14 protein-coding genes are annotated in these 15,448 nt (G+C 65.7%); 8 read left to right on the top strand and 6 right to left on the bottom strand.

What is annotated here, in order from left to right; translation table 11 throughout:
* Positions 1-1,261: 1,261 nt before the first annotated feature.
* The 6 genes from ACQ5BL_RS10900 (at position 1,262) to ACQ5BL_RS10925 (ending at position 4,985) form a co-directional block, all read left to right on the top strand.
* Complete coding sequence (locus ACQ5BL_RS10900; RefSeq protein ID WP_207885893.1) at positions 1,262-1,726, top strand: multidrug transporter; 465 nt, start codon at positions 1,262-1,264, stop codon at positions 1,724-1,726.
* 59 nt (positions 1,727-1,785) lie between these two features.
* Positions 1,786-2,616: an SDR family oxidoreductase gene (locus ACQ5BL_RS10905; RefSeq protein WP_243806330.1), complete on the top strand. Its 831-nt coding sequence runs from the start codon at positions 1,786-1,788 to the stop codon at positions 2,614-2,616.
* Positions 2,616-3,002, top strand: a complete 387-nt coding sequence (locus tag ACQ5BL_RS10910) for a hypothetical protein (protein ID WP_243806332.1) — start codon at positions 2,616-2,618, stop codon at positions 3,000-3,002. The genes ACQ5BL_RS10905 and ACQ5BL_RS10910 overlap by 1 nt, the downstream gene beginning before the upstream one ends.
* 86 nt (positions 3,003-3,088) lie before the next feature.
* Complete coding sequence (locus ACQ5BL_RS10915; protein WP_243806334.1) at positions 3,089-3,712, top strand: tyrosine-protein phosphatase; 624 nt, start codon at positions 3,089-3,091, stop codon at positions 3,710-3,712.
* Positions 3,713-3,816: 104 nt separating this feature from the next.
* Positions 3,817-4,704 carry a TIGR01459 family HAD-type hydrolase gene (locus ACQ5BL_RS10920; RefSeq protein ID WP_243806336.1) on the top strand — a complete coding sequence of 296 codons (888 nt, stop codon included), beginning with the start codon at positions 3,817-3,819 and terminating at the stop codon, positions 4,702-4,704.
* Positions 4,705-4,772: 68 nt separating this feature from the next.
* Entirely contained in the window at positions 4,773-4,985 is a 213-nt protein-coding gene (locus ACQ5BL_RS10925) for a hypothetical protein (RefSeq protein WP_243806707.1), read from the top strand.
* A 370-nt stretch (positions 4,986-5,355) separates the two neighbouring features.
* Here ACQ5BL_RS10925 and ACQ5BL_RS10930 read toward each other — a convergent pair whose 3' ends face one another.
* The 4 genes from ACQ5BL_RS10930 to ACQ5BL_RS10945 are packed head-to-tail and all read right to left on the bottom strand — an operon-like array spanning position 5,356 to position 10,179.
* Positions 5,356-6,261 carry an efflux RND transporter periplasmic adaptor subunit gene (locus ACQ5BL_RS10930; protein WP_243806338.1) on the bottom strand — a complete coding sequence of 302 codons (906 nt, stop codon included), beginning with the start codon at positions 6,259-6,261 and terminating at the stop codon, positions 5,356-5,358.
* Positions 6,262-6,274: 13 nt separating this feature from the next.
* Entirely contained in the window at positions 6,275-6,475 is a 201-nt protein-coding gene (locus tag ACQ5BL_RS10935) for a DUF1656 domain-containing protein (protein WP_207886088.1), read from the bottom strand.
* 1 nt (position 6,476) lies between these two features.
* Positions 6,477-8,669: an FUSC family protein gene (locus ACQ5BL_RS10940; protein ID WP_243806339.1), complete on the bottom strand. Its 2,193-nt coding sequence runs from the start codon at positions 8,667-8,669 to the stop codon at positions 6,477-6,479.
* Position 8,670: 1 nt separating this feature from the next.
* Entirely contained in the window at positions 8,671-10,179 is a 1,509-nt protein-coding gene (locus ACQ5BL_RS10945) for an efflux transporter outer membrane subunit (RefSeq protein WP_430293122.1), read from the bottom strand.
* Between the two features lie 201 nt (positions 10,180-10,380).
* On the opposite strand from ACQ5BL_RS10945, the gene ACQ5BL_RS10950 reads away from it, so the two are divergent.
* Both ACQ5BL_RS10950 and ACQ5BL_RS10955 read left to right on the top strand, forming a co-directional pair.
* The gene (locus ACQ5BL_RS10950) at positions 10,381-11,316 is read left to right on the top strand and encodes a LysR family transcriptional regulator (protein WP_207885902.1); all 936 of its coding nucleotides are present in this window, start codon (positions 10,381-10,383) and stop codon (positions 11,314-11,316) included.
* A 301-nt stretch (positions 11,317-11,617) separates the two neighbouring features.
* Positions 11,618-12,592, top strand: a complete 975-nt coding sequence (locus tag ACQ5BL_RS10955) for a 2-hydroxyacid dehydrogenase (protein WP_243806340.1) — start codon at positions 11,618-11,620, stop codon at positions 12,590-12,592.
* A gap of 271 nt (positions 12,593-12,863) precedes the next feature.
* Here the strand turns inward: ACQ5BL_RS10955 and ACQ5BL_RS10960 are convergent, their stop codons facing one another.
* Together ACQ5BL_RS10960 and ACQ5BL_RS10965 are read right to left on the bottom strand one after the other, a co-directional pair.
* Positions 12,864-14,165, bottom strand: a complete 1,302-nt coding sequence (locus ACQ5BL_RS10960; RefSeq protein ID WP_243806342.1) for a Wzz/FepE/Etk N-terminal domain-containing protein — start codon at positions 14,163-14,165, stop codon at positions 12,864-12,866.
* Positions 14,166-14,512: 347 nt separating this feature from the next.
* Entirely contained in the window at positions 14,513-15,406 is an 894-nt protein-coding gene (locus ACQ5BL_RS10965) for a DMT family transporter (RefSeq protein WP_207885905.1), read from the bottom strand.
* Positions 15,407-15,448: the final 42 nt, after the last annotated feature.

The raw sequence follows: 15,448 nt of genomic DNA on the forward strand, positions 1-15,448 counted from the left end.
GTCAATTACGACGACGGAATTGACGGCCGGGGCCCTTCGTAGGAGCGGACTCCGTCCGCGATGCTCTTGCTTTTGGTAGGGCGCATAACGCCTAAGACGTTATCCGCCGTTTTGCCCGGTGTTTCTGCGCCGCTTCGGCGTGTTCGGATGTCTTCTGTTTCGCCCCCTCGGGCGAGTTACTTTGCCAAACGACGCAAAGTAACCAAAGGTCTCGTCCCGACATCCGGGTCTTCGCTTCGCGAAGACTTCCCTCCTTCCGGTATCGCTCCGAGGGTCGGCGTACAAGGGCCGTCCCTGGCCCTTTACGCCTCTCGCGACATCCATGTCGCTCGCCCCTCTGCGCAATACCTCCACTCGGCCTCCTGACGGGACTCTGCGCGCGCCTGGGACTTCGGTGAAAGCAGAGAGCAGAGAGCAGAGAGCAGAGAGCAGAGAGCAGAGAGCAGAGAGCAGAGAGCAGAGAAGAATTGCAGTCGTAGGATGGCGTGGAGCGAAGCGATACCCATCACGGCGGATAACGCTGCGCGTTATTCGCCCTACGGGTACGTCCCGCGTGACGGGCCGCTTTTCATAGGAGCGAGCTTGCTCGCGAACAGAGTTTCCCTGCTGCACCGCTGTTGAGCGGTTCGCGAGCAAGGACTGGGAGTCCCCCTCGGTCCTACAGGTCGGCGGCAAACACCGGTGTTTGCCTATCAGCGCAAATTCCGCCGCGAGGGATTTCGCGGACAAGGTCCGCTCCTACGAAAGTCCGCCACTTCAGCTTTGGCTTTGGCTTTGGCTCTTGATGACTTCCAGAGAAACCTCCGCACACTCCGAGCGCCCCTTCAGGAGGCCGAGTGGAATCGGAGTTTCAGGGGTTAAGCGGCATGGATGCCGCGAGAGCGTCGTCGGGCCAGGGATGGCCCGTCGACGCGGGCCCCTGAAATTCCGATGGAACGAGGGAACCCCGGCGAAGCCGGGGCCGGATGCAGGGGCAAGCCTTCTTGGTTACTTCTTCGGCGTTTGGAAGAAGTGACTCGCCCGAGGGGGCGAAACAGAGGACATCCGAGCACGCCGAAGCGGCGCTGAACACCCTAACAAAAAGCATCGCGGACAGAGTCCGCTCCTACTCGCGCGCATGACTCCGACATTCACATAGAGCACCGAGTCGGCCGCGATGGACTTCGCGGACAAGGTCCGCTCCTACGAGAGCCGTGCCGCGATCAACCCGCCACACCCCGCCCCCTGCTAAGGTATCCAGCAAATCCCCGCGGAGCGCTCCATGCTGTACGGCATCCTACTGATCGTCACCTGGATCATCCTGCTGATCCGCTATCCCTCCCGCGCCCTGCCCATTTCCGGCGCCGGCCTGGTCGGCCTGGCGGCGGTGATCGCCCTCGCCATCTGGCAGGACAGCAACGACACCCGCCAGCTGCAGCACCTGGAACTGCGCATCGCCTACCAGCCCGACCAGTGCCCACCCGGCCGCCCGCTGGCGGTCAGCCTCAAGAACGGCGCCTCGCGGCCGCTGCTGGAGCTGCGCTGGAAGGTCGCCGCCTACCGCCCCGGCGACACCACGGACCTCGCCGAAAACCTCTACGAAGCCCCACGCTACCGCGGCCCCGGCGCGCTGCTTGCCGGCGATGCCTGGAGCGACTGCCTGCCGCTGCCGCCGCTGCGCCCCGGCTACCGCGCCAGCACCCTGGAGTTTCGCGCGGAACATGTGAACGGCCGCTTCGGCAACTGATTCACCTGCCCCGCACAATCCGGTACGGTAGTCCCGCCCACAGCCAAGGACCGCCCGCCATGCCCCACCCCGTCGCCCTCATCACCGGTTGCTCCAGCGGCATCGGCCGCGCCCTCGCCGACGCCTTCCAGAACGCCGGCTACCAGGTCTGGGCCACCGCGCGCCGTGACGAAGACGTCGCCGCCCTCGACCAGGCGGGTTTTCGTGGGGTACGGCTGGACGTCAACGACGAACCCGCCGTGGCGCGGCTCGCCGAGCAGCTGCAGCGCGAAGCTGGCGGCCTCGACGTGCTGGTCAACAACGCCGGCTACGGCGCCATGGGACCACTGCTGGATGGCGGCAGCGAGGCGCTCCGCAAGCAGTTCGAGACCAACGTGTTCGCCGTGGTCGGCCTCACCCGCGCGCTGTTCCCGGCCCTGCGCGCACGGCGCGGGCTGGTGGTGAACGTCGGCAGCGTGTCCGGCGTGCTGGTCACGCCCTTCGCCGGCGCGTACTGCGCGTCTAAGGCGGCGGTGCATGCGCTGAACGAAGCGCTGCGCCTGGAACTCGCGCCCTTCGGCATCGAGGTGCTGGAAGTGCAGCCCGGCGCCATTGCCTCCAACTTCGGCGCCAATGCCAGCCGCGAGATGGCGACGGTGGTCAGCGAGGATTCGGCCTGGTGGCCGCTGCGCGCCTTCATCCAGGCGCGCGCCGCCGCATCCCAGGACAAGCCCACTCCGGCCAGCGACTTCGCCCGCGAACTGCTGGCCGCCGTGCAGCGCTCGCCACGCCCGCGCCTGGTGCGCATCGGCCACGGCAGCCGCGCCCTGCCGCTGATCGCCCGCTGCCTGCCCACCGGGCTGCTGGACAAGGTGCTGAAGAAACGCTTCGGTCTCGACGGGCAACTCTGATGACCTACCCGGTCCGCTACCTCGCCCTGGCCGGCATCCTCGCCGCCTTCTTCCTCAACGTGGTCGCCCGTGGCCTGCTGCGGGTCGGCGGCGTGCCGGCGACCCTGCTGGTGGCGGCGTTGATCGCAGCTGGCATGGCCTTCTGGTTCGCCCGCCGGCACAAGCGCCTGGCCGAGACCGGCGAACGCTGGCGACTGACCGCGCTCTACGGCGGCGGCCTGGCGGTGCTCTACCTGATCCTGGTGGCCATGGCCGCCTGGAAGAACACGCCCAGCCCGGCGGCACTGCTGATCTTCGCCCTCAGCTACCTGTGCTATCCGCTGTGCGTCTGGTGGTTCTTCCGCCCGGAGGTCATGGCCCGATTCCTGCAAAACGGCTCACGCTGAAGCCGCTTCACGCATTTTTCACGCACCTTTCATGGGGGCACAACGCGCACCGGCCTAAGGTGGCGCGGACCTTCCGAGGAGTCCCCATGTCCTTTCCCCACATTCTGCGCGGCGCCGCTGGCGTCGTTGCCCTGATCGCCAGCCTGACCACCCTTCCCGCCCTCGCCGCCGGCGAAACGCAGGCCGACTGGGCTAAGCCGGTGGACAAGTCGTTCAACCTCTACCAGATGTCGCCGACCCTCTACCGCAGCGCCCTGCCCGGCAGCCAGAACCTGCCGGAACTGCAGCAGCTGAAGGTGAAGACCGTGGTCAGCTTCATCAAGGACGACGACAAGACCTGGGTCGGCAACCAGCCGATCGACGTCGTGAGCTTCCCCACCCATGCCGACCGCGTCGACGACGCCGACGTGCTGAAGGTCCTGCGCATCCTCCAGCAGGCCCAGCAGCAAGGCCCGGTGCTGATGCACTGCAAGCACGGGCGTGACCGCACCGGCTTGTTCGCGGCCATGTACCGCACCGTGGTCGAGGGCTGGAGCAAGGAAGACGCGCTCAAGGAAATGACCGATGGCGGCTTCGGCACCGAAGACGACATGAAGGATGCCATCGCCTATGTGCAGAAGGCCGACGTGGACAAACTGCGCCAGGCCTTGGCCAGCGGCGCCTGCAGCACCAGCGCCTTCTCCACCTGCCACCTCAAGGAGTTACTGTGAGCGTCTTCAGCAAGCCCTCCTGCCACTGATTCGCTTCGGCACACGCCAAAGGCCCGCGAGTGCGGTAGGTTAGGAAAGACTCCTACCCGCTCGCCAGGCCCGCCATGACTTCCTCCCGCTTCAGCGCCGTCACTCACACCCGCTACATCGACCACGCCGGCCTGGACGCCTTCTGCGCCGACTACGACGGCTACCTGCTCGACCTCTGGGGCGTGCTGATCGACGGCCTCGATGTCTTCCCCGGCGCCCTCGCCTGGCTCCGCCGACGCGCGACCGAAGGCAAGCCAGTGTGGTTCCTGAGCAACGCCTCGCGCAGCGTCAACGAGATGGCCGATACCCTGGAGCGCCTTGGCGTCCCCCGCGACCTGTACTGCGGCATCACCACCTCCGGCCAGTTGGCCATCGACGCCCTCACCCACGAACCCGAACTCCAGCGCGGCGGCATCCACACCGTCGGCGTGGTGGATTCGCTGGTCACCTGGCCCGGCGAAATCCGCGAGCGCTTCTGCGACGACCTGAACGCCGCCGCGCTGATCCTCGGCGTCGGCAGCTTTCCCCAGGACGAACTGGAGGCACGCTTCGCCCCGCTGCGCAGCGCCACCGACAAACCCTTCCTCTGCGCCAACCCGGACCGCGTGGTGGTCTCCGGCGGCAAGACCGTGTTCGGCGCCGGCCGCCTGGCCGAAGCCTTCGCTGAGGAAGGCGGCCAGGTGCACTGGTACGGCAAGCCCGATCCATCGGCCTTCCGCATCGCCCAGCGCCAGCTGGAAGCACGCGGGGCGAAGCACATCCTGTTCGTCGGCGATTCGCTGGTGACCGACGTGCCCGGTGCGCTGGCGGCGCGCATCGACACCCTCTGGCTGGCCGCCACCGGCATCCACCGCCAGGCGCTGGGCGTGCCGTTCAACGGTGCGCTGGACGCGGAGATGACCAACGCCCTGCTCGATGGCTATCCAGTTCGTCCGCACTTTGCCGCGCCGGGGCTGGTCTGAAATCAGGACAATCGCCTGAAATCGACTGACCCGTGAATGAACTGATCGACCTGCTGCAATGGCCAGCCATGCTGGTCACCGTCCTCGCCGCCTGGCTGGTGGGCTCCCGCGACCGCCGGCGGCGCAAGGTGGGCTTCTGGGTATTCCTCGCCAGCAATGCGCTGTGGATCGCCTGGGGGCTTCCGGCCGGGGCCTATGCGCTGGTGCTGCTGCAGCTGTGCCTGGCGGCGATGAACGTTCGCGGCAGTTACAAGAATCGGCAGCGCGAAGCCGAGGGCTGACCGGCTTGCTGTAGGAGCAACTGTCTTGTTCCGGATAAATCCGTGCCTGGGCCATCCCCCTCACCCCAGCCCTCTCCCTCAGGGAGAGGGAGCTGATCGTGCCGTCTGACACCAAAGTTTCATCCTGTGCCGAACGGTCCCCTCTCCCCCTGGGAGAGGGCTAGGGTGAGGGCAGGCCCTCGCGCTGGACTATACGTAGTAGCGGACCTTGTCCGCGAATCCGGTCCACAGGCCGGTGGCTCCGGGATTACACCGCTATCGCGGTGATCGCGGAGAAGCTCCGCTCCTACGGGAGCATCCCGGCACGGAGCGCGACTACCCCAAAATGAAAACGGGAGCCAAAGCTCCCGTTTTCATTGACCAGCTCGAATCACTGCACCGCAGCCGCCGCCCCATCCGAGCGCTGCGCATCGCGCGTCTGCGGATTGACGATCACGGTGGCGGTAATCCCCGCTGCCAGCAGCACGCCGTTCGGCACTTCGTCGATGTGGATGCGCACCGGCACGCGCTGGGCCAGGCGCACCCAGTTGAAGGTCGGGTTGACGTCGGCCACCAGCTCGCGGCTTTCCGGGTTGTCGCGGTCGTAGATGGCGCGGGCGATGCTTTCGACGTGGCCCTTCAGGCGCTCGCCGCTCATCAGTTGCAGTTCGGCCGGGTCACCCAGGCGGATATGCGGCAGCTTGGTTTCTTCGAAGTAGCCGTAGATCCAGTAGGAGTTCTCGTCCACCACGGCCATCTTCGCCTCGCCCACGCGGGCGTAGTCGCCCCGGTGCACGTTGAGGTTGGTCACGTAGCCGTCCACCGAGGCGCGCACCTGGGTGCGCTCCAGGTTCAGCCTGGCGGCATCCAGCGCGGCCAGCGCCTGCTGGTAGTCGGCCTCGGCGGCGGCGGCGGTGTTGCTGGCGTCGTCCAGGCTCTCGCGCGATACCACTTCCTCGTCCATGGCGCGGCGGCGCTTGGCGTTGCTCTGGCGCATCTGCAGGGTGGCCTTGCGCGAGGCGACTGCCGCTTCGGCCTGCTTCACCGCGATGCGGTAGTGGTCCGGGTCGATCTGCATCAGCAGGTCGCCTTTCTTCACCTGCTGGTTATCGCGCACCGGCACGTCGACCACCACGCCGGAGACGTCGGCGGCGACGTTGATGATGTCGGCGCGCACCCGGCCGTCGCGGGTCCAGGGGGTATCCATGTAGTTCACCCAGAGGGCGCGGCCGATCAACGCGGCGACCGCCAGGATGATCAGGGTCGCCAGCAGGCTGATGATGGATTTGAGGGTCATGGATGCACGCTCGTTATTTGTAGATGGTCAAGGACAGCCCGCCGAACAGGCAGGCGAACAGGCACACGCGGAACAGCGCCGGGTGCCAGGTAAAGCGGTACAGGCCGATGGAGGCGAAGACGCGGTCGATGCCCCAGCAGATCACCGCGGCGACGATGAACATCAGGGTCAGGGTCGGCATGTAGACCCCGTGGAACGCGATCTCGCGGGGCAGGTCAGGCAGCATGTAAGGTCTTTCCCGAAGAGGTTTTGCTGTCGCGCAGCGGCGACTGCGGATCGAGCAGGCTGCTGCGGATGAAGTGCAGGTAGCTGAGCACGCGGCGCAGGGGCGAACTCTCGAAGTCCGGGGCGCGCGGCTCGTCGGTGTTCTTCACGCAGTCGATGGCCTGCTCCACGGCGGCCAGGGCACGCTCGCGGTTGGCTTCGCCGGGTTTGACGAACAGGCGGATCAGCGCACGGCCCATGGCGCGGATCGACTGCCGCCAGGGCGACGACTGCGCGTAGCAGGGCTCGTCCGGCAGGGCTTCCTGTTCGGCGCGCAGCTCGATCACCGCATGGCCGATCTCCAGCACCACGAAGGTCCAGCGCAGCAGGCGGCGCTGCATCTGCGGGCTGCGCGCGGCCGCGCCATAGGCCTGGTTGAGCAGGTCGCGGGTGCCGCTCTCGAAGGACGACACCAGGCCGTCGAGCTTGCCGCTGATGGCTTCCACCACCCGCAGGCGCAAATCCTTCTCCAGGCGCCGCCACAGCCAGGCGCTGGTCGGCGGCATGATCACCGCGACCATCACCGCGGCCAGGCTCTGCGACAGCACCAGGGCGATGTATTCGTTGAGCATGCGGCCCGGATCGTAGACGGTGAGGTTGGCCGGGATCGCGCCGAAGCTGAAGAACACCAGCAGGCCCAGGCCGTAGCCGGCGTACTTGGGTTTGATCGAGAGGAACGCGCCTACCGCGAACACTGGTGCCAGGGCATAGGCCAGCAGGGCGAAACCGTCGAGGTGGGGGAACACGAAGAACGTTTCGGAGAAGCCGAGGATCGCCGCGAAGAAGGTGCCCACGGCCATCTGCATGGCCAGCTTCGCCGGATCGGGCGCGGCCGAGACCAGCGCGGCGACGGCGGCGGCGTTGAGCACGAAGGTGCTGCCGCTGGGCCAGGCGGTCTCGATCCAGAACAGGCCGAACATCAGCACCATCAGCGCGGTGCGCCCGCCGGCCACCAGCGAGGCGACCAGGTTGGCCTTGGGCGAGAAGCCATGCTTCCAGTTCTCCCGCTCGTGCTTGTGGGCAGCCAGGGAGGCGTGGGTCAGGGCGTAGTCGTAGAGGTCGTCGGCCAGGCGGTAGAGCAGTTCGCCGGCGGTGTTGTAGTCCAGCAGCGCGGACGGATCGTCCTGCTCGGCGAGCAGTTGCGCACGACCGCTGCGGATGCACTGCATCATCCGCGAGCGATGGCCTTCGAGCTGCACGGCCAGGCGTTCGGCATCGCGCTCGGTGACCGACTGGCCGCGCCAGGGGGCGAGCACCTGGGCCAGCTCGTCCAGGCATGACTGCAAGGCCCGCAGTACCGCCTCGGCCTCCTGCACACGCAGGCGCTCGAGCAGCTGGTGCAACGCGTTGTAGCGGGTGGTGAGAACCATGAACTCGTTGTTCAGGCGCGACAGGCGGCCGGAACGCAGGCGCATGTGCGGGTCTTCGAAGCGGGTGGCGCTGCGCAGCGCTTCCAGGCCCACGGCCTGGGAGGCAAAGGCGACGTTGGCGGCCTCGAACTTCGGCCGCTCGCCGCCGCCGAGGTTGTCCAGGACGAAGCCGGCGAAGGCGCCGAAGCGCTGGTACAGCGCGCTGCGCATGGCAGTGGCGGAGGTCTGCGGGAACAGCGTGGCGCTGACCACGGTGGAACAGACGATGCCCAGGCAGATTTCCAGCACCCGCCAGATCGCCGACATGAACGCGGCCTCGGGGTGCAGGGTGGCGGGCAGGCCGATCAGCGTGGCGGTGTAGCCGGCGAGCATGCAGGCATAGGAGCGGAAGTCACGGTAGCGCGCGGCGCCCACGGTGCACAGGCCGATCCACAGCGCCGAGACGAGCAGGAACAGCACCCGCTCCTGGGCGAAGATGGCGATCAGCGCGACCATCACGGAGAGGCCGATCAGGCTGCCGATGATCCGGTAGAAGCTCTTGGCGAACACCTGGCCGCTCTGCGGCTGCATGACGATGAACACGGTGATGGTCGCCGTGCTCGGTTGCGGCAGCTCCAGGCGCATCGCCAGCCACAGAGTCAGCAGCGAGGCGAGCAGCACCTTGGCGATGTAGATCCAGGTGACGCCGTCGCTGCGCCCCCACTCCAGCAGCGCGCGGCGCAGGGCGTCCAGCGGCGCCAGCGGGCGGGCGGTGGTGTAGTTGTCAGCGGCCATCTCAGCGCTCGCTGACCGCGCGGACATCGACGGTGTCGGGCACCATCTTCGAATCCTTCGGCCCTTCCTGGACCTCCATCAGGCCGCCACCCAGGGCGACCACCAGGCCGGCATGGGTGGCCAGGCGCGCGGCGCGTACCTGCTGCTCCACTAGCTGCTGCTGGAACAGGCGGGTCTGCGCGTTGAGCACGTTGAGGTAGTCGGTCAGGCCGCCACGGTAAGCCTTGGTGGCGATGTCGTAGGTGCGCTGGGCGGAGGCCACGGACTTCTCGGCGAAGCCCTGCTGCAGCTCCATGGAGTGCATGCGGATCAACTGGTCGGAGATGCCCTTGAGGGCATTGACCAGGGTCTGGTTGTACTGCGCCACGGCGGCATCGTAGCCGGCCGATTCCTGGCCGAGCTGCGAACGACGACGACCGCCGTCGAAGATCGGCAGCGAGATGGCCGGGCCGACGCCGTAGGTGAACTTCTCGCCGTTGAGGAATTCCAGCACGCCGCCACCCACCGCGCTGTAGCCGATGCTGGCGACCAGGTCGACGTTGGGATAGAACTCGGCGCGAGCGACGTCCACGCCCTTGGCTTGCGCGGCGACCTTCCAGCGGCTGGCGACCACGTCCGGGCGATGGCCGAGCAGCTCCATTGGCAGCTTGCTGGGCAGGCCCGGTCCTGCGGCGAGCTTCAGGCTCGGACGCTGGATTGAAGCGCCGGCGCCGGGACCCTTGCCGGCCAGGGCGGCAATCTGGTTGCGGGTCAGCTGGATTTCCTCGTCCACCGACTCGATCTTGCGCTCGGTTTCCGGCAGCGGGGTCTCCGCCTGGCTGACTTCGAAGTGGGTACCGATGCCACCGGCCAGGCGGCGCTGGGCCAGGGCCAGGATGTCCTGCTGCTGCTTGAGCATGGCCTTGCCGATGTCCAGTTCCGCGTACTGCAGCGACAGCTGGATATAGGCGCGGACGATGTTGCTCTCCAGCTCCAGCTGGGCCATGCGCGCCTCGGCGGCGGTCATCTTGGCGATGTCCAGGTAGCGCTCGGTGTTGCTGCGCTCACGGCCCCAGAGGTCCAGCGAATAGCTGAAGCCCAGGGCGGCGTTGTTGTTGAAGGTGGTGGTGTCGGCCAGCTCGCCCGGACCGTAGAAGTAGTCGGTCGGCCAGCGGTGGCGGGTAATCGAGGCGTCGGCATTGACCTGCGGCGACTCGGCGGATTCGGCGACGCCGGCCATGGACAGCGCCATGCGTACCCGCGCCTCGGCCTGGGCCAGAGTCGGGCTGCCCTCCAGCGCGGTCTTCACCCAGACATTCAACTGCGGATCACCATAGGCGCGCCACCATTGTTCGGCCGGCCAGCCGGCTTCCCGGTTGGCGTGCGCAATGGCGGCGTCGGTGGCCAGCTCGGTGTCGCCCAGGCGTTGTTCCTGCGGGGCGATGCCATCGGTGCTGATACATCCGGCGATTGTTGAAAAAATGACAAAGGAGCCGACGAACGTCAGTCCTTTCACGAGGTGACGCGACACAGTGAGGGTCCTGGAAGTGATCTAGCTTTTCAGCGTGGGACCGGCGTCGAGATGCCGGCAGAGCCAATTGCGGCGATTGAATTCTAGGGAGGCGGAAGGAAACGGATAAGACGGCTGATTTGTGATTGTTTATTACCGAAAATGAAACAATGTATGTCTTCATCCGTGTGACAATACGCCGCTCCCACTGACGAGGCCCCCATGGACACATTGCAGACCATGCGAGCGTTCGTCTGCGTCGCGGAAACCGGCAGCTTCACCGCCGCCGCGCAGCAGTTGAACACCACCACCGCCTACGTATCGCGCGCGGTGGCCAACCTCGAATCGCACCTCCAGGCGCGGCTGCTCAACCGCACCACCCGGCGCATCGCCCTTACCGAGGCCGGCCAGCGCTACCTGCTGCGCTGCGAGCAGATCCTCGCCTACGTCGAGGAAGCCGAGGCCGAGGCCAGCGACGCCCATGCCCGCCCCGCCGGCCGTCTGCGCGTGCACTCGATGACCGGCATCGGCCAGCACTACGTGATCCGCGCCATCGCCCACTACCGCCAGTTGCACCCGGAAGTGACCTTCGAGCTGACCATGGCCAACCGCGTGCCGGACCTGCTCGACGAAGGCTTCGACGTGGCCATCGTGGTCGCCTCGGAGCTGCCGGACTCGGGCCTGGTGTCCCAGCGCATCGGCGAGACCTACAGCATCCTCTGCGCCTCGCCCGAGTACCTGGCGCGACGCGGGGCGCCGAAAACGCCCTCGGAGCTGATCGAGCACGACTGCCTGCGACTTATCAGTCCAGTACTACCCCTGGACAAGTGGTTGTTCGATGGCCCCAACGGCCAGGAAATGATTACCCTGGGTACTTCGCCCTTCCAGGTGAACGTCGGCGACGCCATGACCGAGGCCATCAGCTCCGGCATGGGCATTGCCGCCCTGCCCGTCTACTCGGCCGTCGACGGCCTGCGCAACGGCTCGCTGGTGCGCGTGCTACCGCACTACAAGCTGCAGCAGCTGAACGTTTACGCGCTGTATCCGTCGCGGCAGTACCTGGATGCGAAGATCAAGACCTGGGTCGCCTACCTGCGGGAAAACCTGCCTGGCGTGCTCCAGGCCGATGGGGCGGGCGTCGCCAGCGTCACGCCCTGATCTGTTTCTCGCGTTTGCGGGCAAGTTCGCTCGATGTAACTCCTTACCCCGGTGTGAGCGAACTTGCCCGCAACTCCTTATTCCCCCGCTCCGAAATCTCCAGAATCCCCTTGTAGGAGCGAGCTTGCTCGCGAACCGCATTGCACCGAGGTCGCCGGGAAATCCTTTCGCGAGCAAACTCGCTCCTACAAGAGCAACCGAGCCGTTCGATAACCGCCCGACGCGCACGCCAGCCCTGCCCCGCCCCAGTCCGGCAATGATAGGGTTAGCCCCTTCATTGATCCCCAGCCGTCCGAGCACCATGAAAAAGAACGTCTTCGTATTCAGCCGCCTTGCCCCGGAACACCTCGATCGCCTGCGCAGCCAGTTCAACGTCACCGTGCTCGACCCCAAGCTGGGCGATGTGAACGACCAGTTCGCCGCCGCCCTGCCGACCACCCACGGCATGATCGGCGTGGGCCGTCCGCTGGGCGAGAAGCAACTGGCCAACGCCGGCCAGCTGGAAGTGATCTCCAGCGTCTCGGTCGGCTACGACAACTACGACCTGGCCTACCTGAACCAGCGCGGCATCCCGCTGACCAACACCCCCGACGTACTCACCGAAACCACCGCGGACCTGGGTTTTGCGCTGATCATGGCCACCGCCCGGCGCACCGCCGAACTCGACGCCTGGACCAAGGCCGGTCAGTGGAAGCGCACCGTGGACACCCCGCAGTTTGGCGTCGACGTGTACGGCAGAAAGCTCGGCATCCTGGGCCTGGGCCGCATCGGTGCCGCCATCGCCCGCCGCGGGCGCTTCGGCTTCAACATGGACGTGCTCTACCACGGCAACAGCCGCAAGCCGGAACTGGAACAGGAACTGGGCGCGCGCTTCTGCGGCTTCGACGAATTGCTGGGCGAGGCGGACTTCGTCTGCGTGGTGGTACCGCTGTCGGAGCAGACCCGCAAGCTGATCGGCAAGCGCGAGCTGGAGCTGATGAAGCCCAGCGCCATCCTGGTCAACATCGCCCGCGGCCAGGTGATCGACGAAGCCGCGCTGGTGGAAGCCCTGCAGGAAAAACGCATCCTCGCCGCCGGCCTGGACGTCTACGAGAAGGAACCGCTGGCTGAATCGCCACTGTTCGCCCTGCCCAACGCCGTGACCCTGCCGCACATCGGCTCCGCCACCTTCGACACCCGCCGCGCCATGGCCGAGTGCGCGCTGGACAACTTCGAGACCGCGCTGCGCGGCGAGCGGCCGAAGAACCTGGTCAATCCGCAGGTGTGGAAAGACTGACCAGCGGCGGCTTTTCTCAGGATGGAATGAGGCGATGGCCTTCGATGAGAGCGCAGTAGACGCTCGGCAGGGGTGTCGCCTTCGCCCATTCCTGCCTGGCTGACGCGGACACCACGACCGATCAGGCGAACCCGATCAAGCTACGCCACGGCGTCATCTGCAAAACAGCGTCCATGGCATGGGCGCCCATGCCGACTTACCGATTCGTTGCGTTGCCCACCACATTTCCCGAAACAACCAGGGATATGTAGTGGGCAACGCACGGACATCATCAGGAATAACTCAGAGCCAGACTGCGCTCCTCGCGCACCACCGGCCTTCCTCTTCTCAGCACGGCGACGAGCGCGGCGCCCACGCCAAACGCCGCACCGATGATCAGGCCGAGCGCCATGATCAGCAGCTTGCGAGGCCGCACCGGCGCCGAAGGCGTGGTAGCAGACTGATCGAGCTGCACCAGCTGCAGTTTGGAGAAATCGACTTTCATATGCTCCAGCCTGGCCCTCTGCTCGGTGAGTGCAGCAAGATTCGCAAGAAACAGTTCTTCGTTCGCGCGGTCCCGCAGCACTTCGACCTCGCGGTTATGGGCGAGCAGTGTCAGCTGTTTCTGAATCTCGGAAATACGCGGCTCGGAAAAATCATCGGACTGTCGGGCAATCAAGGCAGATCGCTCAGCCTCCAGGGCTTCCACCCCCATGAAGTAGAGCGGTATCTGCTGATTATTGACCTCGGTCCGGAAGATGCTCCCCTGGGTTTCCCGTTGGCTATCGCCCAAGGCAGAAGGTGTGGTCGGCTTGGTAATGTGCAGCCGTTCAGCGATCTGAATCGCCTCATTGAGTTGCTTGATGCGATTCTGCCGCCGAACCAGCAACTGCTGGCGAAGCGCTCGGAGTTCGTCCTCAAGCTGAACTTTCTGAAGGCGATCGGCCTCCAGAAGGACCGCGATCTTGGCTTCTTTGTCGGCGTCATAGGCTGCCCGCTGCGCCGCGATCTTGCTCTCGACCTGTGCCAGGCGGTTAGCCAGGAGAACGCTGAAATCATCCTGGATTCGCTGGCGCTCCCGCTCCACCGCGGCACCAACCAGTCCGTTGACGATTGCAACGCCGTCGACACCGGCGGGGAAGGCAAAACGTAGCCCTACAAAGGGTGAGCTATCCGGCGCCTTCTTCAGGTCAGGGCGCAGCACGGTAAATCCGTCACGGTTCAGTCGCTCGAGCACCTGCTCAAGCGGCTCATCGCCAATCTGCAGCGCAGCGGTCAACTCCGGATTATCACGGAGGAACTGCAGACGAATGCTGTAGGACTCCAGCGCCACACCCACCTGCTGCAATGCATTGGCAGGACTCAATTCCATCAGTTTCGTGCCATTGAGCTCATCGAGGTGCTTGAGCGCTACGGGCCGAAGCACGCTTTCCACCTGGTATACAGGCGTCGCCAGCATCGCGTACAGCGTGGAACAAGCGAAGATGAAAAGCGTCACTCCCAGGATCAGGAACTTGTACGTCCAGAGGGAGCCACACAGGGCCAGAAGGTCGATTTCAGCATCTCTGCGGGGTGGAGCAACATAGTCATTCATTGCGTAGCGCATCCTTGCATAGCCAGGCATTTCAATATGATTTGCCAGGCCATGGGAACTTTTCCATGGTCAAAGAGTCGTCGAGGGGGCGATATGATAGCAATATGAAGGCCAAGGACAAGTTCATCTGGTCTAGGAAAATCGCTGGATATTTCCGAAAGAAACCCAGACGCAACCGGATACTACTTATCCAGACTGTCAGATCGGCATAACGTGACCAGAAAATGCGCTTGAACGCTGAGCGCAACGCCTTTCAGAACGGAGCAGCTCGTTCAAGGCATGTATAGCGGTTCGCTGACGAACGAGCTCCGCCGCCGCCGGGGCGTGAGCAGGCCTGAGCGTCCTCCTCACACCCGCGCGGGCTGCAGCGCCGGCCTGGGCTTGCGGAACACCAGCACGTTCCCCGCCATCACCAGCCCCAGCCCGGCGAGCGCCGGCAGGCTCCACTGATAGCCTTCGGCGAAGGCTGAAACGTTCAGCGCCACCACCGGGAACAGCACGGTGCAGTAGGCGGCGCGTTCCGGCCCCATGCGCCCGACCAGGGTGAGGTAGGCGGTGAAGCCGATCACCGAACCGGGAATTGCCAGGTACAGCAGCGAGCCGACGTACTGGCTGCTGGTATCGAAGGTCAAGGGCACGCCCTGCACTAGGCAGATCGCCAGCAGGATCAGCGAGCCATAGAGCATGCCCCAGGCGTTGGTCGACAGCGGGCGCAACCCGGCTTTCTGCTGCAGGCTGGACAGCAGGTTGCCCGCAGAAAAGCAGAGGGTGCCGGCGAGGGCCAGGCCCAGTCCGTAGTAGGTCTCGCGGCCGGCACTGTGGCGGGACAGTTCCGGCCAGAACAGCAGCACCAGACCCGCCAGTCCCAGGGCGCCCCCCGCCAGCACGTTCGGCGCGATGCGCTGGCCGAAGAAGATCCGCGCGTTCAGCGCATTCCACAGGGTGGCGGTGGAGAACACCACGGCGATCAGCCCGCTGGGCACCCACTGGCTGGCGGTGTAGAAGCACAGGAAGTTCACGCAGAACAGGCACAGCCCCTGCGCCAGGCAGATTGCCTGCCCGCGGCGGCCCAGCGGTTGCAGGCGCCGCGAGAGCAGCAGCAGGGCGAACAGCACCAGCGCCGCCAGGCTGAAGCGGTAGGCAATGGACAGTGGAATGGCGACCACGCCGACCTGCAGCTTGATGGCGATCCAGGTGGTGCCCCAGATGAGTACGGTGAGCAGGTAGAGCGAGAGGTTCATGACGGTCTCCGGGTGGCAGGGAAACAGTCTCCCGCCCTGCCC

The sequence above is a fragment of the Pseudomonas sp. B1-22 genome (genome assembly GCF_050474425.1).
GTDB lineage: Bacteria > Pseudomonadota > Gammaproteobacteria > Pseudomonadales > Pseudomonadaceae > Pseudomonas.

Bases quoted from the DNA above. Each gene is read 5' to 3' on its own strand.
- ACQ5BL_RS10930 (WP_243806338.1), bottom strand. From the start codon at position 6,261: ATGACCCTCAAATCCATCATCAGCCTGCTGGCGACCCTGATCATCCTG.
- ACQ5BL_RS10905 (WP_243806330.1), top strand. From the start codon at position 1,786: ATGCCCCACCCCGTCGCCCTCATCACCGGTTGCTCCAGCGGCATCGGC.
- ACQ5BL_RS10915 (WP_243806334.1), top strand. From the start codon at position 3,089: ATGTCCTTTCCCCACATTCTGCGCGGCGCCGCTGGCGTCGTTGCCCTG.
- ACQ5BL_RS10900 (WP_207885893.1), top strand. From the start codon at position 1,262: ATGCTGTACGGCATCCTACTGATCGTCACCTGGATCATCCTGCTGATC.
- ACQ5BL_RS10960 (WP_243806342.1), bottom strand. From the start codon at position 14,165: ATGAATGACTATGTTGCTCCACCCCGCAGAGATGCTGAAATCGACCTT.
- ACQ5BL_RS10925 (WP_243806707.1), top strand. From the start codon at position 4,773: ATGCTGGTCACCGTCCTCGCCGCCTGGCTGGTGGGCTCCCGCGACCGC.
- ACQ5BL_RS10955 (WP_243806340.1), top strand. From the start codon at position 11,618: ATGAAAAAGAACGTCTTCGTATTCAGCCGCCTTGCCCCGGAACACCTC.
- ACQ5BL_RS10920 (WP_243806336.1), top strand. From the start codon at position 3,817: ATGACTTCCTCCCGCTTCAGCGCCGTCACTCACACCCGCTACATCGAC.
- ACQ5BL_RS10950 (WP_207885902.1), top strand. From the start codon at position 10,381: ATGGACACATTGCAGACCATGCGAGCGTTCGTCTGCGTCGCGGAAACC.
- ACQ5BL_RS10940 (WP_243806339.1), bottom strand. From the start codon at position 8,669: ATGGCCGCTGACAACTACACCACCGCCCGCCCGCTGGCGCCGCTGGAC.
- ACQ5BL_RS10910 (WP_243806332.1), top strand. From the start codon at position 2,616: ATGACCTACCCGGTCCGCTACCTCGCCCTGGCCGGCATCCTCGCCGCC.
- ACQ5BL_RS10965 (WP_207885905.1), bottom strand. From the start codon at position 15,406: ATGAACCTCTCGCTCTACCTGCTCACCGTACTCATCTGGGGCACCACC.